The 20,277-nt window shown below is 47.5% G+C and carries 30 protein-coding genes, 1 tRNA gene and 1 other RNA gene; 29 read left to right on the forward strand and 3 right to left on the reverse strand.

Annotated elements, in window-relative coordinates; translation table 11 throughout:
• Positions 1–5: 5 nt before the first annotated feature.
• Positions 6–81, reverse strand: a tRNA-Asn gene (locus HGO26_RS10930).
• Between the two features lie 766 nt (positions 82–847).
• Entirely contained in the window at positions 848–1,591 is a 744-nt protein-coding gene (locus HGO26_RS10935) for a LexA family transcriptional regulator (RefSeq protein ID WP_168825151.1), read from the reverse strand.
• Positions 1,592–1,880: 289 nt separating this feature from the next.
• On the opposite strand from HGO26_RS10935, the gene HGO26_RS10940 reads away from it, so the two are divergent.
• From HGO26_RS10940 to HGO26_RS11080, 29 genes are all read left to right on the forward strand, one after another.
• Positions 1,881–2,108 (forward strand): helix-turn-helix domain-containing protein, encoded by a 228-nt coding sequence (locus HGO26_RS10940; RefSeq protein ID WP_041411143.1) that lies wholly within the window; start codon positions 1,881–1,883, stop codon positions 2,106–2,108.
• Positions 2,101–4,317: a DNA-binding protein gene (locus HGO26_RS10945; protein WP_168825153.1), complete on the forward strand. Its 2,217-nt coding sequence runs from the start codon at positions 2,101–2,103 to the stop codon at positions 4,315–4,317. The genes HGO26_RS10940 and HGO26_RS10945 overlap by 8 nt, the downstream gene beginning before the upstream one ends.
• A 60-nt stretch (positions 4,318–4,377) precedes the next feature.
• Positions 4,378–5,100 carry an AAA family ATPase gene (locus tag HGO26_RS10950; protein WP_012089134.1) on the forward strand — a complete coding sequence of 241 codons (723 nt, stop codon included), beginning with the start codon at positions 4,378–4,380 and terminating at the stop codon, positions 5,098–5,100.
• 5 nt (positions 5,101–5,105) lie between these two features.
• Positions 5,106–5,642, forward strand: a complete 537-nt coding sequence (locus tag HGO26_RS10955; protein ID WP_168825155.1) for a hypothetical protein — start codon at positions 5,106–5,108, stop codon at positions 5,640–5,642.
• Positions 5,639–6,154, forward strand: a complete 516-nt coding sequence (locus tag HGO26_RS10960) for a hypothetical protein (RefSeq protein ID WP_131524989.1) — start codon at positions 5,639–5,641, stop codon at positions 6,152–6,154. The genes HGO26_RS10955 and HGO26_RS10960 overlap by 4 nt, the downstream gene beginning before the upstream one ends.
• Position 6,155: 1 nt before the next feature.
• On the forward strand, positions 6,156–6,368 hold the full coding sequence (locus HGO26_RS10965; RefSeq protein ID WP_063884365.1) for a hypothetical protein: 213 nt from the start codon (positions 6,156–6,158) through the stop codon (positions 6,366–6,368).
• Between the two features lies 1 nt (position 6,369).
• Positions 6,370–7,005, forward strand: coding sequence for a DUF3164 family protein (locus HGO26_RS10970; RefSeq protein ID WP_168825157.1), 636 nt, complete (start codon positions 6,370–6,372; stop codon positions 7,003–7,005).
• Positions 7,006–7,025: 20 nt separating this feature from the next.
• On the forward strand, positions 7,026–7,334 hold the full coding sequence (locus HGO26_RS10975; protein ID WP_168825160.1) for a hypothetical protein: 309 nt from the start codon (positions 7,026–7,028) through the stop codon (positions 7,332–7,334).
• Between the two features lie 2 nt (positions 7,335–7,336).
• Positions 7,337–7,409: hammerhead ribozyme type II (locus HGO26_RS10980), an RNA gene on the forward strand.
• Between the two features lie 15 nt (positions 7,410–7,424).
• Entirely contained in the window at positions 7,425–7,643 is a 219-nt protein-coding gene (locus tag HGO26_RS10985) for a hypothetical protein (protein ID WP_168825162.1), read from the forward strand.
• The gene (locus tag HGO26_RS10990) at positions 7,643–8,242 is read left to right on the forward strand and encodes a gp16 family protein (protein WP_168825164.1); all 600 of its coding nucleotides are present in this window, start codon (positions 7,643–7,645) and stop codon (positions 8,240–8,242) included. The genes HGO26_RS10985 and HGO26_RS10990 overlap by 1 nt, the downstream gene beginning before the upstream one ends.
• Entirely contained in the window at positions 8,235–8,690 is a 456-nt protein-coding gene (locus HGO26_RS10995) for a Mor transcription activator family protein (protein WP_006087231.1), read from the forward strand. Before HGO26_RS10990 ends, HGO26_RS10995 begins: the two co-directional genes overlap by 8 nt.
• 110 nt (positions 8,691–8,800) lie before the next feature.
• Positions 8,801–9,490 carry a DUF4145 domain-containing protein gene (locus HGO26_RS11000; protein ID WP_168825166.1) on the forward strand — a complete coding sequence of 230 codons (690 nt, stop codon included), beginning with the start codon at positions 8,801–8,803 and terminating at the stop codon, positions 9,488–9,490.
• Between the two features lie 26 nt (positions 9,491–9,516).
• Entirely contained in the window at positions 9,517–9,966 is a 450-nt protein-coding gene (locus tag HGO26_RS11005) for a hypothetical protein (RefSeq protein WP_168825168.1), read from the forward strand.
• Positions 9,959–10,492: a hypothetical protein gene (locus HGO26_RS11010; RefSeq protein ID WP_168825170.1), complete on the forward strand. Its 534-nt coding sequence runs from the start codon at positions 9,959–9,961 to the stop codon at positions 10,490–10,492. Before HGO26_RS11005 ends, HGO26_RS11010 begins: the two co-directional genes overlap by 8 nt.
• A gap of 5 nt (positions 10,493–10,497) precedes the next feature.
• Positions 10,498–10,665: a hypothetical protein gene (locus HGO26_RS11015; RefSeq protein WP_168825172.1), complete on the forward strand. Its 168-nt coding sequence runs from the start codon at positions 10,498–10,500 to the stop codon at positions 10,663–10,665.
• Positions 10,666–10,680: 15 nt separating this feature from the next.
• Positions 10,681–11,097: a hypothetical protein gene (locus tag HGO26_RS11020; protein ID WP_168825174.1), complete on the forward strand. Its 417-nt coding sequence runs from the start codon at positions 10,681–10,683 to the stop codon at positions 11,095–11,097.
• Between the two features lie 83 nt (positions 11,098–11,180).
• On the forward strand, positions 11,181–11,516 hold the full coding sequence (locus HGO26_RS11025; RefSeq protein ID WP_168825176.1) for a hypothetical protein: 336 nt from the start codon (positions 11,181–11,183) through the stop codon (positions 11,514–11,516).
• On the forward strand, positions 11,506–12,075 hold the full coding sequence (locus tag HGO26_RS11030; RefSeq protein WP_168825178.1) for a lysozyme: 570 nt from the start codon (positions 11,506–11,508) through the stop codon (positions 12,073–12,075). Before HGO26_RS11025 ends, HGO26_RS11030 begins: the two co-directional genes overlap by 11 nt.
• On the forward strand, positions 12,072–12,617 hold the full coding sequence (locus tag HGO26_RS11035) for a hypothetical protein (RefSeq protein ID WP_168825180.1): 546 nt from the start codon (positions 12,072–12,074) through the stop codon (positions 12,615–12,617). Before HGO26_RS11030 ends, HGO26_RS11035 begins: the two co-directional genes overlap by 4 nt.
• Before the next feature lie 123 nt (positions 12,618–12,740).
• Positions 12,741–12,965, forward strand: coding sequence for a hypothetical protein (locus HGO26_RS11040; protein ID WP_168825182.1), 225 nt, complete (start codon positions 12,741–12,743; stop codon positions 12,963–12,965).
• Complete coding sequence (locus tag HGO26_RS11045) at positions 12,962–13,300, forward strand: DUF2730 domain-containing protein (RefSeq protein ID WP_012197073.1); 339 nt, start codon at positions 12,962–12,964, stop codon at positions 13,298–13,300. Before HGO26_RS11040 ends, HGO26_RS11045 begins: the two co-directional genes overlap by 4 nt.
• The gene (locus HGO26_RS11050) at positions 13,300–13,596 is read left to right on the forward strand and encodes a VpaChn25_0724 family phage protein (protein ID WP_006087224.1); all 297 of its coding nucleotides are present in this window, start codon (positions 13,300–13,302) and stop codon (positions 13,594–13,596) included. Before HGO26_RS11045 ends, HGO26_RS11050 begins: the two co-directional genes overlap by 1 nt.
• 2 nt (positions 13,597–13,598) lie before the next feature.
• On the forward strand, positions 13,599–13,871 hold the full coding sequence (locus HGO26_RS11055) for a hypothetical protein (protein WP_168825184.1): 273 nt from the start codon (positions 13,599–13,601) through the stop codon (positions 13,869–13,871).
• A complete protein-coding gene (locus HGO26_RS11060) occupies positions 13,861–14,430 on the forward strand; it encodes a DUF3486 family protein (protein WP_006087223.1) in 570 nt (189 codons plus the stop codon). Before HGO26_RS11055 ends, HGO26_RS11060 begins: the two co-directional genes overlap by 11 nt.
• Positions 14,430–16,022 carry a terminase family protein gene (locus tag HGO26_RS11065; RefSeq protein WP_168825185.1) on the forward strand — a complete coding sequence of 531 codons (1,593 nt, stop codon included), beginning with the start codon at positions 14,430–14,432 and terminating at the stop codon, positions 16,020–16,022. The genes HGO26_RS11060 and HGO26_RS11065 overlap by 1 nt, the downstream gene beginning before the upstream one ends.
• Positions 16,022–17,623, forward strand: coding sequence for a DUF935 domain-containing protein (locus HGO26_RS11070; RefSeq protein WP_168825186.1), 1,602 nt, complete (start codon positions 16,022–16,024; stop codon positions 17,621–17,623). The genes HGO26_RS11065 and HGO26_RS11070 overlap by 1 nt, the downstream gene beginning before the upstream one ends.
• A complete protein-coding gene (locus tag HGO26_RS11075; RefSeq protein WP_168825188.1) occupies positions 17,616–18,965 on the forward strand; it encodes a phage head morphogenesis protein in 1,350 nt (449 codons plus the stop codon). The genes HGO26_RS11070 and HGO26_RS11075 overlap by 8 nt, the downstream gene beginning before the upstream one ends.
• Positions 18,952–19,407, forward strand: coding sequence for a phage virion morphogenesis protein (locus tag HGO26_RS11080; RefSeq protein ID WP_168825190.1), 456 nt, complete (start codon positions 18,952–18,954; stop codon positions 19,405–19,407). Before HGO26_RS11075 ends, HGO26_RS11080 begins: the two co-directional genes overlap by 14 nt.
• Here HGO26_RS11080 and HGO26_RS11085 read toward each other — a convergent pair whose 3' ends face one another.
• Complete coding sequence (locus HGO26_RS11085) at positions 19,408–20,268, reverse strand: hypothetical protein (protein WP_168825192.1); 861 nt, start codon at positions 20,266–20,268, stop codon at positions 19,408–19,410. It lies immediately after the preceding gene.
• Positions 20,269–20,277: the final 9 nt, after the last annotated feature.

A 20,277-nucleotide genomic window follows, 5' to 3' on the forward strand; every position in this document is an offset into this window, starting at 1 on the left:
TAAATTGGCTCCCCTGACTGGACTTGAACCAGTGACATACGGATTAACAGTCCGCCGTTCTACCGACTGAACTACAGGGGAATCGTTTCACACAATCGTAGCGACTCGTTGAGAACGGAGCGCATAGTAAAACGCTCTGTTGGATGAGTCAACTCGAGTTACTAAAAAAAGTGTAATTATGCTGTTAAGTGCTCATCTAATGTGCATCGTGGTGCAGAATTCGACATTTTTCGTGAAAAACCACTTAACAATTCGCAATATAGCCATAATTGAGTCCATCGTTTTTAAGCGGTGATTCTATGAAATTGAAATCATTCGCTAAATAATCGACACCGTTTTCGGTACTTGGTCGAGTACTTAAGACTCAAACCGCTCAAAAAAGGATCTCAGGTGGGGTAATGTGAATTTACTCAGTTCTTTATACCGATAGAAAACGTGGGTTATCTTTTCGCCGTTAAAGCCCGTTTTTCTGTTTTAACAAGTTTACTGTTGTTGATGGAGGTGTTAATTGAGGCTTTATCGAATTAGCGTGAGCTGTTTTTCAAATTAAGTGATGCACTTCACTATAAGTTGTGGCACCAGATGCGCTACTACAACTCGTGTTAATTACAGTTAGTGAAATTGATACAAGTGTAACCAGTCAAATGGATTGACAATAAGTGAGAACAGCCGAGATTAGTCGAAACTAGGCGGGAGGCCTTGGTGTACAAGAGTTGTGCGAGTGGTGAGTTAAGTCGGAAGTGATTCACTAGGATTGATAAAAACAAAGCTGGCGCCAAAATGGTTCGCCAGCTTTGAAAAATAATCACAGTTCATCAAGATTGATAAACTCGGAACTGTTAAAGATTTAATCGAGGTTTTTACCCATCCACACGACTTTGCCAATAATTTGCAGCATTGTCAGTTCGCCTGCAGAGACAATCTGAGATTTATACTCTTTGTTGTCACTGATTATCTCTATGCCACCATCAAACAGTTTTTGTAAGCGCTTGGCATAGAGATCGTCGCCCAGGCGTAATACGAAGATACAGCCGTCTTCTAGCGTCGTTTTGCTGATATCAACCAGTAGGCTATCTCCGCTGTGTATGGCGGGTTCCATCGAATTGCCTTTGGCATAGACGACTTTAAGATTCTCGGGCTTTAAACTACGGTATTTAAGCCAGTTCTTTCTAAACGGCAGCCGTCTGCGTACACCTGTTTCATCATTAAACGCACCATGCCCAGTGCTTACCACCACGTCATAGCCTTCAATCAAGAAATACTCTTCATTGAATTGGTCTTGGTGGACGTAAACAATACCTTCCTGGGAAATTTCATCGCGTTGGCGATTCGGGTATTTAGGGCCATTGCCAGTTGCAAGCCAACGAATGCTCACGCCAGCCTCTTCTGCTATACGTATTGCTGTATCTAACTTAGGTTCACCACCTTTGATTAGATTACGTAGGGTACCTTCAGATACGCCAATTTTAATGGCGAACTCTCTAATACTGTTTTTTCCAATTGCTTCCGAAATACGGTCAGCAAGAGTGCCGACTTCAGTTGTGGAAGTCGGATCTAAAGTTGGATCTGAGTGTAAGGCTTCCGACTTCATTATTTTCCTCGAACCAAAATCTATTTAACGCTCAAGAGAGCAATAGTTATTACTTAAAAACTACCGAATAAGTAATGGTTTACTGAATATTCAACCGAAACTACATCAATCTTTTGCGCACTAAAATAACTTTAGTGCGTAATTTTCTGCGCAAAAAAGCAGAAAGCTGTTGATTTGTGCCTAACTCGGATCTATATTCGCAATACGTTACGCACTGCGTAACGTATTGTAGTTAAACTGCGTTCGTTCGCATTGCGAACGTAATCAAAATATTAGCACGGTAATTCTTATGAAGATAGAAAGCGCTCGTCATATACATGCAGCCTTGCTCGCAAATGGACAAAGCTGCCGTGCGTGGGCGATTACGCATGGATATAACCCAAGGACGGTTCAGAAGTGCGTTCAATGGTTTGCACCCAATACAGGTCGTAAACCTAAACGCTTAAAAGCCATCAAGATCATGGCTGCTTTATCTGAATACCTTGGTGTTGATTTAGTGGGAGAGCACCATGACTAAGGAATGGTTTAGCACTGTAGAAATTGCAGAGCTATTGGATGTCGGGGATAGACGCGTCCGTGATAGGGCAAAACATGAAAACTGGCAAAAGCAAAGGCGACAAGGGCTAGGTGGAGGATTTGAATATCACCTAAATAGTTTACCCCTTGAGGCTCGTCAGAAGCTGGCAAAACAGGAAGCGGAGAAGATAGCAAAATCTCCAACGTCCCTGATGCGTGCGGGATCTGCTGTTGCCAAACTGCAAATCCCTGCAGTGAGTCAAACAGAAAAAGCCAAGAGCATTCAGCAGTTTATAAATCTACCTGATAAAGCGCAAAAGCGGGCTGATGCAAAGATGCTGATCGTCAATGCCAAGGCTAAATTCTGCATGCCTTACCTTGAGGTTCGCAAGCTCGTTGATGGTGAAAAAGCATTCTGCAAGGCGTATGCCCAGCGTTCGATTGCACTACCGGACTGGGTATTCTCAATTATTAGCAGTGTTTCTATTGTAACTATCCGCCGTTGGGAAAAGGTCTTAGCAAAAGATGGCGTTAGCGCACTCGCTGGTAAATATAAAGTTGAGCGTCCTTGTCTACTGAATGACGAGCCCGACTTAGCCGACTTCCTAAAGGGGCTGATCACCGCTAAACCGCATCTGGTGGGCAAGGCAAAACAGCTTAAAAAGCTAGCCGAGATCTATGCGATAAAAACCGACATGCCTTGGCAGATCCCAAGCATCTCCAGCATTCGCCGATGGGTGAATAAATGGATAAGTCAGAATCAAGCGGCCTTTACTTTCACTACAAACCCTAAAAAATTCAACGATAAATACCGGACTGCGGTTGAGCAAACCTATCCATGGATGGCTGCGCCAAACGATGTATGGGAATTTGACTCAACCCCAGTCGATGCCATGTTGAAAGAAGGACGACACACCATTATTGCGGTGATCGACTGCTTCACACGTCGCGTCAAACTGCTTGTTTCGCCTACTTCATCAAGCGAAGGCATTTGCCTTTTAATGCGTAAAACCTTACTGGCTTGGGGAGTTCCAAACCAAGGCGGCTTAATGCGTACCGATAACGGCAGCGATTATGTCAGCCAGCGAACCACGTGCATCTATCACTTACTCGACTTAGAACAAAGCCGTGCTAACCCATACTCAGGTTGGGAAAAGCCCTTTATCGAACGTTTCTTTAAGACGCTCAGCCATGATCTTATTGAGTTACTGCCTGGCTACATTGGCCATAACGTCAATGACCGCGAGGCTATCGAGGCTCGGAAAGAATTTGCGGTACGCCTTAAAGAGCGCAACAAGAAAGAGAACGAAAAGGCTGATTACGATCTCCGTATGACGCAACCGGAATTACAGCAACTTCTTGATAATTGGGTTGATGCCTATTATCACCTCCGCGCACACGATGGCTTAAAGGGTAAAACACCCAATGAAGTCTATCGCGCAGCTCAATATCAAGTGCGGGCGGTTGAACATCCTGAAGCCTTAGATCTCCTGCTTAACCACGTTGGCGAGTACACCATCCTTAAGGGCTTTATTAAAGCGGGAGGATTGCGTTATACGGCACCGGAAATGTTGGAGCATGAGTGGAAAGGGCAACGAGTTCGAGTATTTCTCGATCCAACGGATGTCGCTCGTGCGTTTATTTACCCGATCAATAATTGGGAAACCCGAATCGAAGCAGTTGATAGCCGTCTTTTAGGTCAAGAGATCAGCCCTGCGGCTTATCGTCAAACCAAAAAAGAAGAAGCTAAGGCACTGCGTAGTTTCAGGGCCGAAATGAAGCAACTCGCAAAAACGTTCAACATAGGCGAGATCCATCAAACCGTCATCGAGCACTATGCCAAGCAGGCTAAGTCACTAGTCGAGTTTCCAACCCAGCCAATAGCCCACCAAACCCCCAGTTTAATGGCATTAACTGAGGCTGCAGAGCAGCTCGTTAAAACCAATAAGCCTGCTTATAGCGACCAACAAATTGAGCATTTACGCCAGAAGCGTAAAGCGATTGAAGAACGTAAAAACACCATTAATCAACAGCATGCAACCTTAGTGCGTAATGAGCACGAAAAGGCACGTTTGCTTGCCGCTGAATCTCTCAACCGTGAATTAACGCCAAAGGAGGATGCATTCCTAAAGGATTACAAAAAGCACAACAAGTTAGGGGCAAAACGCATTGATGAAATCATGGGCCATAAGCGCAGAGCGACCAACTGAGCACTTATTACCCACAACGGCCATGAAGGCCATAAAACTAAAGCAAATGGAGTATACAAAATGAAAGCAGTGATCGCACCTGTAAAAAATGTTCTGACAGCCCAAGACGCCTTCGACAATCTTTGTACCCGAGGCATAGGTGTACCAGGTCTCGGTTTGTACCACGGCCCAAGTGGCTTTGGTAAAACAACTGCAACCACTTATCTGTTTAACCAAGTGAACGGTATCTATGTTCGAGCCATGGCCACAGACAGTGCCAGTACGCTAATGAACCGTATTGTCGGCGAACTCGGATCGAGCGGCATGTGGCGCATTAATAAGATGGTCGATTTCACTATCGAGCAAATGAGCATGTACGAACGCCCGCTGTTTATTGATGAAGCCGACTACCTCATGTCGGACGTTCGTATGCTTGAAACGGTGCGGGATCTCTACGACAACACCGAGGTCCCTGTGATCCTCATTGGTATGGACCAAATCGCCCGCCGTATCAGCACACGCAAACAGTTCTTTAACCGTATTTCAGAGTGGGTTGAGTTTCGACCAGCCGACTTAGATGACGTCATGGTGATGGCCGATTCCCTCTTAGATAACGACATCAAAGTTGAACCAGAACTCCTTGATGAACTGCGTAAAGCCAGCAGTGGTGAGGCTCGTCGCATTGTCATTGGCCTTAATCAAATCGAACGTCTCGCCAAAATGAACGAACTTGATTACGTCACTGCAGAACACTGGGGGGCACAGCCATTCCATGGTGTTCGACGTCCAAGCCTTGTGGGTTAAGCGTTATGGCACAAGTCAAACGCTCAACCCCGTTAAGGCACAGCGCATGGTTGTTTATGTGCTGTTGTCGCAATCGAAAAGTCAGCTTTAGTGCTGAACAAGTTGCCGATGCATCGGGAATGCCTAAGTGTCTCGCGAATCGCTTTTTGCGTGATTTGTATCGAGAAGGGCGCTTAACACTCGAATGGAAAGGGCGTACAGGGCTGACCAACCGCTACTGGTTAAACGATGACAGCCCGTTAAAACGCCAGTCTCAGTTCGCCAAGATTAAAGCGAATCAGCGGATCTGGAACAGTTGCCGCATCATGCGCAATTTCTCGATTGAAGAAATCATGGTCACAGCTAGGGTGGCGCGCTCAACGGTAAAGCGTTACCTCAATGCCCTGCAACGGGCAAGCTTGATCCGCATTAGAGCTATCGAAGAGGAAATGATCATTTATCACCTCAACGTTGACTGTGGCGCTTTAGCGCCAGAGCTAATCGATGACGGTATTTATGCACCAACCAAATCGAAGTTTTATCCCTATAGGGAGGCGCTATGAACAAGGACAATTGGTTCCAAGTGCTTGAGTTAAAAGTCAGTGAGAGCAGCCAAGCGCAGATTGCCAGAGAGCTAGGTGTCAGTCCGACCATGCTTAATCAGGTCCTGCTGAACAAATACAAAGGCAATATCGACACCATTAAAAATCGTGTTGAAGGGCGCTATTTACGTCACCACGTACAGTGCCCCGTTGCAGGGCAAATCAGCGTTGATACCTGCAAAGACAATCAAGAACGGCCTTTTAGCTCTACCAACCCACAACGCGTCCGACTCTATCGCGCCTGTCGCGGTGGCTGCCCACATTCGCAGTTAAAGCAGTCGGCAGTAACACAGAGGATCGATGTGCAATCAGCGACAGACAGTCGTTACAACGTAGAGGAACAGCTCGCGTTCTGTCGCCGACTCGCCCAGGGCGACCAACTACAGCATATCGAACTACTCGAAAGGGAGTTGCAAAAGGTGGCTAACCGCCTAAATAGCGCCCTTTGGGATAACAAATGGAAAGGTAAATAACATGCAAACAAAAGCTATCAATGTGATTGCCGCCTTAAGGCTTCGTGGGATGAAGGTCGTTAGCCAGCATCGCGGTGTTATCCAAATTGACGTTCCAAGCCGTGATTTTAAACGCATGGCAGTTGAGATTATCGAGAATATAAAAGGCATTCGTCGCCGTTGTATGGCGGTGCAATTTCATGGCGTGACAGTGCGCTGGAATGAGGACAAATAAGATGAACACACAAGAACAAACCCACAACCAAACCGCTATTCCGCAGGGCTACCGCAAAAACGCTTTAGGCAATTTGGTGCATGAAGATCGTATCAAGCCCGTGGACAAACTGCGCGATGAAGTCGTGCTGGCTATTGTCGGTTCAGCCAAAGAACTGCGTGAACAGATGCTTAATTTCAAACTGATGACGATGGCACAAATTGATGGCTTTGCCGAACTATCGGCCAGTGAATATGGCGTTAAGGTTGGTGGTAGTAAGGGCAATATTTTACTTACTAGCTTTGATGGCAAGTACCAAGTGCGCCGTGCTGTAGGTGAACACCGCGTATTTGATGAGCGTATTCAAACCGCTAAAACCTTGATTGATGATTGCATTAAAAGTTGGAGCGGTGGCGCGGATACCCGCCTGATGGCCATGGTTGAGCATGCCTTTCGGGTAAACCAGCAAGGCCGAATCGACGTTAATCAAGTGCTCAGTCTGCGCCAGCTGGATATCGACGATGCCAACTGGAAACGGGCCATGGACGCCATAGCCGACGCGATTCAAATCACAGGCACTAGTCAGTACCTGCGTTTATATGAGCGTCAGCCTAATGGCAAATATACCCAACTACCACTGGATATCAGCACCCTTTAGGGGGGAGCAAGGAGCACATCATGAAACTCAGCACACAATCGGGCATTCAACACCTATTCGATGACAACCAAGCCGCACTCGATCGGGTGGCGTTTCAATTACGCCAAGCAACCTTACTTGAAGCCAGCTTTGACAATCTGCGCAGCGAGCTCAGTGGCCTAGCGGCGGAAAGGCCGCATTACTGCTTGATGATGTGCGCTGCTTTGCTCAATGCGCTTAAGGAGTTAAGCAAAGAGTTTGCAGGCGAACGCCGCGCTGTGATCGCCTTTTTTATGGAGAAGTCACTCAATAATTTAGAACTGCTAGAGCCAAAGCCTGTAATGCGTTAACCCTGCGAAACCCGCTCCATAGCTTGGAGCGAGGTCTGTCTAATGTAGTGATTAGGCACTGATGAGCAGCTAACCAAAGAGTAAAGATGAATGACACCCTACGCTAAACGCTTACTCAAATATGCCATTGCGAACTGCCCAGTTAGGCCTGTTCGTAAGGGGAAAACCAAAGCCGAACTACGCAGTGAGCGGGAGCAATGGGCGGTAAACTTTTTAAATGCAGCAACACCGAATTGGCAGCAGCTCAAGAGTCAGCCTAAAGCCATCAAGATAGTATCCAGTGCGACAACCGATGAGGATGACGAATAATGCGAGAAACAAATCAACATGCCACTGCGCCAGTCGCTCAACACAAGAAGCGCCTGATCACTTTAATCAATGTGGCTAAGGGATCATTACAGCTCGATGAAGCCATCTACCGCGCCATGCTGAAAAATGCCACGGGTAAAGATTCCTTGCGGGCAATGAACTTGCCAGAGCTTGAACAGGCGCTAGAAGTGTTCAAACAAAAGGGCTTTAAACCTACTGTAACCAACAATAAAACAGCGGGTAAACGCCGTTTAAGTCCTTCTGCGGGTAAAAGCAAATTGGCCAGCATAGATAAAATACGTGCCATTTGGATCACCATGGGCCACCACTTAGTGATCCATGATAACAGTGAGTCAGCGCTTGATGCCTATGTGCGTCGCATGACGCTACGTAGTAAAAATGAGGGCGTTGATGCCACCCCATGGATGACAGAACAGCAAGCCTACAAAGTATTAGAAAGCCTTAAAAACTGGCATAAGCGCGTACTTATCGAGCGCATTACTGTCCGTGGTGAACGGCTAAAGATGAATGAAGCAGGTACACGTCCCGCAAACTATGAAGTGATCGTCGCGCAATACGAGGGGCATGGCTATGAGTAAGAACATCTTAAACGCGGTTAGCATTCCAGAAAACCAGTTGGATTTATTGTCCACCAGCGCCGCCGAGCTGGAACAAGCCCTCGAAACCTTAGCCACGCTTAAGCCCGATGAACGTGAGGACTTCATTCGCCGCTGGCCCTCAACCTTGCAAAGCTTGTGCGATGTGATGCGCCAAACCCTAAAGCAATACGATATTGATAACGCGGATAATGTCAGCGAAGCCTTAGCCACTAGTCTAAGCGCCTATCTCGGTGGGCGTGATATCTACATCCCCAATGGTGAGCGCCTCAAGGATGCGCTGCGGGATATCCGCATTTGGCGCGAGTTTAAGGGCAATAACCTAGAGCAGTTAAGCCGCGACTATGGACTCACCGAGCGCCGGATCAGCCAGATAGTGGCAGAGCAAAGGGCAGCATTTGTGGCGAGGAAGCAAAGGCGATTGTTTTAGTTAAGAAGTGTGGCTTACTGCAAGGTCATTTGGCATAAAGAGATTTAGAGTATTTAACAATTCACAATTGTTGTTATTATGTAATAAGTTAAATTTTCTCAGGAAATTATATGTCAATACATGTAACTGATTGCCCGCGCTGCAAGGCACAAAAAACCACATTCGATGTACTTGCTTTTGCACCAGTAAGAGAGATTGATAGCTATCAGGACACATTTTATCTTGAAGTGCCCATGCAATGTAGAAATTGTAAGCAAGTATCAGTGATTAGTGCAAATGTAACTGGCAGAGCAACATTTCGTGATTTAAATGATTTAAATGAACATAAACATTTACTTTACGAATTTTTAGACGTCCTCGTTTTTGTAACTCTTGCTGATGTTAAAGCATCCGCACCTCCAGAGCATTTACCACAAAACATACACAATGCTTTTGTGGAGGGAGCAAAGTGTTACGCTGCAGGTTGTTATAATGCTGCTGGCGCTATGTTCAGATTAAGCCTAGACCTCGCTTCAAAGTCCCAATTACCGAAAGACGACACTCTTACAAATCACCGACAAAAGACTAATCTTGCTGATAGGTTGGAGTGGCTTTTTGAAAATAATCATTGGCCAGTTGCCTTGAAGGAAATGGTTACTTGTATTCGACAAGACGGCAATGACGGTGCGCACGATGGTGAGCTAGGAGAGGCAGAAGCCTTCGATATTATGGACTTTAGCTTTATGGTTCTGGAGAAAATTTATGCTGAACCAGAGCGTATCAGAATCAGCCAAGAACGCAGAGCGATTAGAAAGCAATAATTGGCTTAAAAGTTAAGGATAGATAAATGAAATGGATTTTATTTTCTGCTATGTGCTTTGCATTTAGTGTCGAGGCCGAAATCTACAAATGTATGGTAAATGGGGTGGAGACCTATAGCCAAGTCTCCTGTGCAGAAGATGCCATACCAATCTCAGTAACTCCTCCACCGAAAATGTCTTCTGTTGTCGATACAGCTAACGAATCAATCCTTGTAGAGCAGTGTGTGGCTTACTTGAAACGCTTTGGTGATTTTAAAGATCCTGATTCTATCAAGGTCGAAGGGCATTTCTTTGATTGGTTGCAGGATGATAGCGGTGCTCGCAGGGTATTACAGCTAAAGATTAACGCCAAAAACAGTTATGGTGCTTACTCTGGCGGATATTATCGTCCTTGCTTTCTAAACTATAACGCTACGAAATTAAGTGATAATCAGAAGCTAATTTTCACTAATACTAATGGTGTATTGAATGAGTGAATTAAAAAAAGAGGTGATGCCTGAAAAGTCATCTTCTGCAAAGTTAGTTGTTGATTATGCTAAATCAGGTTGGGATGATGAGCTTAAAAGGTTTTACAGCATTGATGATAAGTTATCGAAACTATTGAGATTTATAACTGGTGTGCTAGTAATATTTTCGACGTTCTTAACTTGGCTTTATGTGCATATAAATGAATTCAATGGATTATTTCAATACTTAATTTTAGTCTCTAGTTTTGTGTCTTTAGTGAGCTTAATTAGTGCGATGTTACAAGCGTATAACGGTACCCAGCTGATGGTCTTTGTAAGACCACGTATGAGTTCTGCAGTAATTGGACTACTAGATTTAGACCAAGAAGAGTCTGCAAAGTTGATTGCAGAAACTTATCTGGAAGCAATTAGTAAGCACAGGGATCAAATGAAGGCTAAGGAAAAGTGCTTTGATATTTCATATAAAGATGTGATTTTGGCTTTATCTATGTTCGTAACTAGTCTGTTTTTATTGATAATAATAAAAGGAATCTAATAACAATGTCTGAGAAAAATCAAGAACAAAAAATACCAGTAAAGCCCGGCAGTGGAAGCGATCAAAAACGTAGTGATGGTGGGTTAGGGGTTGATAACGTTAGAAATCAAAAAGAGATTGGAAACGGCAAGATATCCATTCCTCATACGCCAAGTGATAGGAAAAGCCGTTAGCTACCGGGAGGTATTATGGCCAGTTTAGAATTCAAAATTACTTTGAAATATTATGTTCAAATTATTAATTTTTATAAACAATTTATTGAAGGGCTAAGAACTGAACTTCCTGAAGAGTATGGTTTGCTTGTCCAACCTGAGAATATACATGAACCGGTTGTGTTACATATAGTTGGAACAACATGGGAGATTACAATCCGTCCTATTCAAAAGGACCAACTGTATGGTTTGATTGAATTTAAAACTATCGAGGACACTAAGGTAGTGTTTACTCTTTATATTGACCGATATGGTAATTTTGGTTCTGATGTGACTGAAGGTGGTAAGGTAGAATTGTTCACATCTGTTAGACATAACCCTGATTATCAGTTTTATGTCATTAGACCATTTTTTGAATCATTTTTTTCATATCATGGTATTGCTATAACATAACAGATTAATCCCGAAACCTTTCCAATCCGCTGAAAATCCCTAAACCGAGACAATGAACCTATGTTCACTGTCTCGGTTTTTTTATGGCTTTTGTCACCCACAACTCTCGTAAATGCAAGGTTCGCAGCGGCGTTAACAGTATGCCGATTGCGAATGCTCGCCCCTCTGGCTTTCACATCAGTCGGATACAAAGCCGAGTCTATCGCCAGTGCGCTAAGGACGGTTTTAATGCCCGCATCCGTGCAGAGTTAGCGGCTGACCTCACTGGCGATGTGCCCGCCACCGTACCCTTGTATAGCCACAGTCTCACCCGCCAAAGCTACTTGGATCAAGGCTGGCAAGCCGTCACCCATCTGGACATTTTAAAAGCGCGTAAACGAGCTAAAGCACAAGCTATGGCGGTGCCTAATGAACAGTAAACTCAGGGCCATTTTAGTTGCCGCAGGCTTAAGTTCGGCGGCCATCACGGGCGCACAGCTTACCGATAAATGGGAAGGCAATAGCCTGAGCGTCTATGTCGATGCGGTGGGCGTGCTGACCGCCTGCCGTGGCCATACGAGCAAAGACTTAAAGCTTGATCAAACCTTTACCGAGCAGCAATGCATGGAGATCTTTGCCAAGGATATCGCCAAGGAAGATAAGCAACTGCTCAGCCTCACCGCGCCCGTAACGCTCACCCACAGCGAGCACGCCGCCTATTTATCGTTTTTGCACTGGGCGGGATACGGCAACTTTGCCAGCTCAACCTTGCGTAAAAAGCTGTTAGCTGGCGACAGAGTGGGCGCGTGCAAAGAGCTAACCCAAGCCTGTTCAACCAATAAGCAAACGGGTGAGCGCGTCTGTAATGGCTGGACGTATGGCACCGACCTATTCGGTAACAAGGTGCGCCTAAATGGCCTCATCAAGCGCCGTGCCGAAGAGCAAACCATTTGCCTAAGCGAACTGGGCCTCTCGCAATCAAAGGGGAGCATGCAATGAATCCCTCACAAATCATTAGCACTGTGCAGTGGTTATTTCTGTCACTGGCATTAGTCACCATTGGGCTGATGTACCACCAACAGCAGAATACTAAGAGCCAGCTCACCCAAGCGTTAACTGACAATGCTGCCCTAAAACAGAGTGCCGACACGCTAGCGGTATGGCTGCAAGACGCCAACCTTGAACGCTTTGCCCTAAAAGACGAAGGCGAAACCCTCGCCCTGCAGGTGCAAACCGTCGAACAGCAAAAGGCCGCGTTAGCTACCCGTAATCAAGACCTTAACCACCAACTGAACCAGCTACTTGAGGACGCCCAGGATGAACAAACGCAAGCATGGCGTGTGGCTAGCGTGCCTAACGATGTTGTGCGCGTGTACGACAACGCCGCCCGCTGTGCGTTACGTGCCCACTTACAAGACCCAATATGTGTTGCCGCCCGAAGCACTGATGCGCGAGTGCAACGTCACTCAGGTACCGCCACAGGTATTGCAGTGCCTGCAAACCCAACAGGTGGTGTGCCTTCGCAACCCTCCGCTCAGTAATCAAGAGTTAGCGGGGCTAATGCTCTCGCTACTCACTGACCTTGGGCAATGCAACCTCGACTGGCAAGCCCTGCACGATTGGCGGCAACGCCATCAAACAGACCAAACAAAATAAGGAACCCCATGGACGAAACCGATTGGGCTAGCAATATGGAAACCCGCGAGCGAGCTGCCTGCGTTGATGCAGTAAGGGATGCCGCCAGGCACAAACAACACCGCCAAGGCAATGGTATTTGTATTGATTGCTTAGAGCCAAATGAGCCACAGCGGCTTAACGAATTGCGCTGTATCAGTTGCCAAGAAGATGAAGATAAGCGCCAGAAGATGCGCTATGGGAAGCGTTTATGATCGAATCGCTATTTGAATATTTCGGTAAGTATTGGGGCTTTATTGGCAGCGTCATTAGCGTTTTCTGTGCACTGCTGATGGCGTGGTTTAGCACGCGATTTACCCCACGGATTGAGCATGAAAAAGTGATCCAAAAGGTGGCTGAAATCGACAAGCGCCTTAGCGAAACTGAAATGCAATTGGAGTACATGCCGACCCGCGACGAACTCCATGCGCTCGATAAAACCCTCACTGGATTAGGTGAGCGCTTTGGCGCAATGGAACAAGGCATTAGGCGCTTAGAAACCAAGACCGACATGCTTCTCGAAAACGAACTGAAAGGAGGCCACCAATAATGGCGATGCAGCAAATTATCAATGAGCACCAACGCCTTGTGGTGCTTCGATTACTGACAGAGGCGGGAGCCTTCGCACTCAATGAGTCCATCTTACAAGATGGCTTAAATGCCTACGGACTCGACATTAGCCGCGATGCCTTGCTGGTGCAGCTCGCTTGGCTTAACGAGCAAGGGCTGATTAAAACCGAGTTAGTGGGCAAAGTGACCACGGCAACGCTAACAGGTCGCGGCCAAGATGTGGCGACAGGCCGCGCGGTAGTACCAGGGGTTAAACGCCCAAGAGCGGGAGAATAGCCATGGCCGTTAAACCGTTAACCGCTGGACAAAAAAACGTGCTTTATCACTTAGCTCTCGCTTTGGTTACCGCTGATGTAGAAAACCAAGTCATTAAACCCATGATGAAAAAAGAAGGTAAGCGGTATATCGAAGGTGAGTTCCGCAAGATGTATTTCGCCAAAGTGCCCCAAGTTGCACAGGCCGAAAGAGCGCTGCAAAAAGCCATGGCTCAAGCGCAGAAGGACATTGCTGCTTCGATAAAGTCTTCTAAAGGAGCTGACAATGGCGAGTGAAACCCGAGGCCGCCGCTCTAAGGTGGATTTACTGCCTGATCCTATTCGCAAGAAGCTCGATGCGGGGCTGCGTAATGGCTCGATTCAGCAGATTGATCTGCTTGATGAAATCAATGCCCTGATTAAAGCCGCAGGGCTACCAGAAGAACAGCAGCTTTCCCGCGCAGGCATTAACCGCTATGCCACCAAGATGGAGGCCGTGGGGAAAAGTTTGCGGGAAATGCGTGAGATCACCCAAGTGTGGACGGCAGAGCTGGGTGACAAGCCCACGGGTGAAGTGACTAAACTCATTCTCGAAATGGCGCGTTCGCAGCTGTTTAAAGCCCTATTAAACCAAGATGAAACGGGCGAAGGTGCCGACGTTGGCATGATTAAAGACGCCATGTTAGCGGTGCAGCGTTTGGAGTCTGCTGCCATGGCCAGCCATAAGCGCGAGAAAGAGATCCGCACCGCGTTCGCGGCCGAAGCGGCTAATGCCGCCGAGAAGGTCGCGAAAACCGCTGGCTTAACCAGTGATGCCGTTGCCTTGCTTAAGCGTGAAATACTGGGGATTGCCTGATGAGCGGCCTCATTAAACCCGTCTTTGATCCTGTGCTTGAGGCCAGTTATCTCAGCATCTTTGATCCTAAAGAGGTGCTGCTCGGTTATCAGAAACGCTGGATAGCCGACGAGTCACCGCTGAAAATTGCCGAAAAGTCGCGCCGAACTGGACTCACTTGGGCCGAAGCTGCCGATGCTTCTTTAACTGCAGGCGCTGCCCGTGGCCAAGGCGGGACTAACCATTTTTATGTGGGCAGTAACAAGGAGATGGCGCGGGAATTTATCGACGCTGCGGCCATGTGGGCCAAAGTATTTGATAAGGCCGCAGGCGAAATCCAAGAAGAAGTGTTTGTTGATGAAGGCCAAGACGGTAAAGAGATCCTGACCTTTGCCATTTACTTTGCCTCAGGTTTTAAGGTGCAGGCGCTATCGAGTAATCCCTCGAACCTGCGCGGTATGCAAGGCAATGTGACTATAGACGAAGCGGCGTTCCACGAGCGCTTGGCCGAAGTACTAAAAGCGGCATTGGCGCTGACCATGTGGGGCGCGAAGGTACGCTTGATCTCCACTCATAATGGCATTGATAACCAGTTCAATGAGCTGATTAATGATTCCCGTGCGGGTAAAAAAGATTACTCCATTCACCGTGTCACCTTAGATGATGCCTGTAATGAGGGGCTGTATAAGCGTATTTGCCAAGTGCGCGGCATCGAATGGAGCCAAGCGGCCGAGGATGACTGGAAAGCAAAATTACTCAAAGCCACTGCCACTGAAGAGGACGCGTTAGAAGAATACTTTTGCGTGCCTAAGTCTGGCGGTGGTTCTTATCTTAACCGCGCGTTAATCGAAGCCCGCATGGCGAGCGTGACAGATAGCGGCCCCGTTATTCGCCTTAAAAAAGACGATGCTTTTGGACAATGGCCAGAGGGTTTACGGGCGGCGGAGATCCTTAAGTGGTGTGAGGATGAACTAAAGCCGGTTCTCGATAGCTTAGACCCTGCACGCCCCCATTGCTTTGGTGAAGACTTTGCCCGTAGTGGTGACTTAACTGTGATTGACGTGGGGGAAATCGCCCAAGATCTCCACATCAAAACCAAGTTACAGGTCGAGCTTAAAAACATTCCCTTTCGCCAGCAAGAGCAGATCCTGTTTTACATTGTGGACCGCTTGCCACGGCTGAGGGGCGGCGCGATGGATGCACGCGGTAACGGCCAAGCGCTAGCTGAATACGCCCAGGATAAATACGGTAGTGAAGTGATCGCCTGTGTGATGTTGTCAGAGTCCTTTTACCGCGAACAAATGCCTCGTTTTAAAAGTCACTTTGAAGATGGGCTTATCACTATCCCAAGGGATGACGACACCAGTACTGATCTGCGGGCCTTAAGCATTAACCGCCGAGGTACGCCATGCCTTGGCGATGTACGCACAGGCCAAGAAAAAGAACGCCACGGTGATGCCGCAATCAGCCTGTTCTTGATGGTATACGCCTCCACCTTAGACGGTGCCCCCATAGAGTTCACCCCCATTCCTAGGAGTGATCACCGCAATCCGAATGCCGCAGCAAGTGCCCATGAGGATGATGATAATCAAACGCAGCGAGGTTGCTGGTAATGCAAGAAAAAACAACTGAATCACGTATTTTGGACGCCAGTGGTCGGCCGTTTAAGCAGCGTGAAGCCAAAGCGCTGCAGACCGACGATGTGCGTTTAATTGGTCTGCAACGCACCTTTAGCCAGCACCCGAGTAGTGGTTTAACGCCCGCCAGTGCAGCCAATATTTTGCAGGCCGCCGAGCAAGGCGATCTCATTGCCCAATGTGAACTGGCTGAAGATATCGAAGAGAAAGACGGCCACCTATATGCCGAGTTAGACAAGCGCAAACGGGCACTGATCGGCGTGGATTCCTATTTAATACCGCCCCGTAACCCGACGCCACAGGAAAAGGCCGACACTGAATATCTGCAGGAAATGCTCGAAGAAGGTAACTGGATAAAGACGCTCATTAAGTCAATGAGTGATGCCATTCTCAAGGGCTTTAGCATGCACGAGTTAGCCTGGACGCGAGAGCTAGGGGAATGGTTTATTGAAGTGCCAGAGTATCGCGATCCGTCTTGGTTTATGACTCACCCTGAGCGGCGTAACGAACTGCGCCTGCGTGATGCCACGGTCAATGGCGCTGACCTGTGGCCCTTTGGTTGGATCAAACATATTCATCCAGCCAAGTCGGGCTATGTTAGCCGCAGTGGTTTAGTGCGTCAGTTAATCTGGCCGTTCATTTTTAAAAACTACAGTGTGCGCGACTTAGCCGAGTTTCTGGAGATCTACGGTTTGCCGCTGCGTATTGGTCAGTATCCAGCGGGTGCCAGCGATGAGGAAAAGCGCGCCCTGTTAAATGCAGTGATGAGCATTGGCCATAACGCGGGTGGCATTATGCCCAAGGGCATGGTGATGGATTTCGAGAGTGCCGCCACAGGTCAAGCTGATCCCTTTGATTTGATGATTAGCTGGGCTGAAAAGACCATGAGCAAGGTGATTTTAGGCGGCACCTTGACCAGCCAAGCCGACGGTAAAAGCTCAACTAATGCGCTCGGTAACGTGCATAACGAAGTACGCCAAGAGCTGCGCGATGCAGACCTTAGCCTGATTGCCGAAACCTTAACCCGCGACTTAGTGGCCCCCTTGTATGCGCTCAACTGCAAGAGTTATCAAAGCCATCGCCGTCATCCACGTTTAGTATTTGATACCACTGAGGCCGAAGACTTACGGGCCTTAGCTTATCCGCTGCGTGCGTTCGTCAGCATGGGTATGCAGATCCCACAAAACTGGCTGCATGAAAAGACCCGTATCCCTAAGCCCGCTAATGGCGAAGCCGTGCTGGTGATCCAGCAAGAAGACCCCAATGCCAGCGCTGCAGGCGGTAATGACAATCAGCAGACGGCATTGGCGGCATTAGCAGCGAAGCAGCCGGATGCCCCGTTGAGTGAACCGAGCCAAACCGCCTTAGATAAAGCCTTGGATGCACTCACTCAAGGGCAAATGAGCGAAGCCTATATGGCGATGGTAGAGCCATTACTAGCTCAACTGCAGAGCGAGCCGAAGCAGCTGCGGGCGCAACTGGAAAAGGACTATCCCGCCATGGATACCGAGCAGCTTACCGAAACGCTCGCGCGGTTAATGTTTGTGGCTGAACTGTGGGGCATCGCCAATGCCTAAACCAAGAGTGCCTAAAATCGTTGATTTAAGCATTGCCATTAACCAAGCCCCCGCCGATGCGGTGGCCTATTTCCGTGCTAAAGGCTTTGCCATCAGTGATGATTGGCAAGACGTGTGGACCCGCGCCCACGCTCGTGCCTTTACTGTGGCCAAGGCGGCACAGATGGATGTGCTCACGGCGATCCGTAATCAAGTGGATGCAGCCCTAAGCCAAGGGTTAACCGCTAAGCAGTTTCAGGCAAACCTTAAACCTCAACTCGAAAAGCTCGGATGGTGGGGAAAAAAGGAAGTCGATGGCCGCGAGGTACAGCTGGGGAGTCCCTACCGCTTAAACACTATCTATCGTCAAAACATGCAAACTGCCTACATGGCTGGGCGCTATCGGCGCATGTTATCGCGCACTAAAACCCACCCCTATTGGCAGTATGTGGCGATAGATGACGGCCAGACACGCCCAGCACATGCGAGGCTTAGGGGTAAAGTGTTCCGCTTTGACGATCCAATATGGGACATTATTTATCCTCCCAATGGTTGGGGCTGTCGTTGCCGCGTTCGGGCGTTAACTGAAGCGCAGGTTAAGGCGATGGGGATCACTGTGGAAAATGGCGAAGGTTATATCCAGCGCTTTGACACTGAGACAGTCGTGCGCGGAACGGGTGAAGTATTGACTGTGCCCCATGCGCGTATCGATCTGCCCGATGGCAGCAGCATGAGCCCCGATTTAGGCTGGGCCTATAGTCCAGGCGAAGCCGCCTTTAGTACCGACGTGGCCGTCGCTAAAAAGCTTGGCACTATTCAATCCCTCGATACCCGCGCGCAGTTTATTCAGGCACTCAATAATAGCCCGCTGCGCCAAGCCCAGTTTGCCCAATGGACGGATGAAGTCCTTGCCGCCAATCCAGTACAAAAGCGGCGATCAGGCATAGGCGTACAGGCTTTAGGTTTTATGACACCCTCGATTCAAGCCGCAGTGACAGGGCGTTTAGGGCGAGAGCCCAGCGTCTTACTTGCGATAAGGGAACGTGAACTGATATTGCAAAGCGCATCGAATAAGTCACTTAGTCGTGAGGCGCTTACGCAGTTACCGTTGATGTTAGCAGAGCCAGAAGCGGTGCTGTGGGACAGTGAGAATCAACACTTGCTGTATGTGTATTCCGCAGTTGATGGCACCGAGAGCAATGGCAGCAAGAATAAAGTAATCATCAATAGCGCATGGCAGCTAACGCGCCAGCCTAATGAGGGTGAAGTGCAACTGCTGACGTTATCGCTGGCACAATTACAGCAAGCCCAATACCAAGTGCTTGAAGGCAAGTTAAGAGGGGAGGGACATGAGCAAGATTGATATCACCCTTAGCAATGACACTGTAATGCATGTGCTGACTAGCTTGATGGAAAGGCTAGATGACTTAAGCGAACCCATGAACGATATTGCTGCCGTGCTAGAGTCAGCCACAGAAGGTGCGTTTGAAGCAGAGGCCGATCCCACCACAGGCCAAGCTTGGGTATCCTTAAGTGATACTTACCTTAAGGCCAACCCTAAACGCCAGGGCGGTAAGATATTACAAGCCAGTGCTGGCGGACTAGCTGCCAGCGTAACAGCCGACAGCGGCGACTTTTGGGCGGCGATTGGTAGCAATAAAATCTATGCCGCTATTCACCAGTTCGGTGGTATCGACGATATGCCCGCTGGCCCAGCGGGAATTCCAGCACGGACATACCTAGGTGTAAGCCGTGAGGATGAACAGTCTATGCTAGGGATTTTAGGTGAATATTTTGAAGGTTAATCAATCATTATTTATAGCTAATTTGATGAATAAATTTAATTTATCTATCGAAGACTGCAAGATTTTAGAACTAACAACACCTTGAAATGGTTTTAGCAATCTTTCTGCTTCAAGCAAATAAACTAAGGTTAACTTTTTACTATGGGATTCTTGATGATAATACATAGCAACTGTAGATAATTGCAGTAAAAGTTTTTCAAATTCTACCAGTGGACTAGGCTCATTGTTTTGAATTGCAGAGTCAAATTGTTCTTTAAATGCAGCTCTTATGTTTTCATTGTTTTCGAATAAACTTTTTCGCTCGCCATAAATTAACGCATTCATTGTGGTAGCGGTCATGCTGCGTACGTCATCAGCTGTTGTACCATAGGTCGACAATGCACTGACGATTTCATGAGCCACATCTCGTGAAAGAACGAATTTATAGTTAGAAATAATTGAAATATGTGTCCTTAAATCCGCAATAATTCTTAACGCTTCATTTAATTTTGCCTCTTTTTCTAAGTGAGTTACCTGTGCTTCCATAGCTTTGCGACTCAATGCTATTTCTTTTTTAGTCTCTTCTAGTTCTTTGCGAGTAAGGGCTAGCTCTTCCCTTTGCATCCTCAATGACCAGATCAGTAACCCAACAGTTGCAAAGCCTAGGACAGGGTTTAACACCCCACCTAAATAATCCCCAAACTGACCAAATTTTTCTTGATTGGGTACACCTTCATTAAAATTTGCGAAGTAAAATATAAGCAAACAACACGCGATAACGAACAATGCGCTCAATAAAATAATTGGCCACATTAAAAATTTCTCAGAATATTGAGTTTGTGTATGCTCCGCTTGTGGGAGTTTATAGGGATTGGTGATCATACGCCGTCC

The organism is Shewanella oncorhynchi (assembly GCF_012584455.1).
GTDB classification, from domain to species: Bacteria; Pseudomonadota; Gammaproteobacteria; order Enterobacterales; family Shewanellaceae; genus Shewanella; species Shewanella oncorhynchi.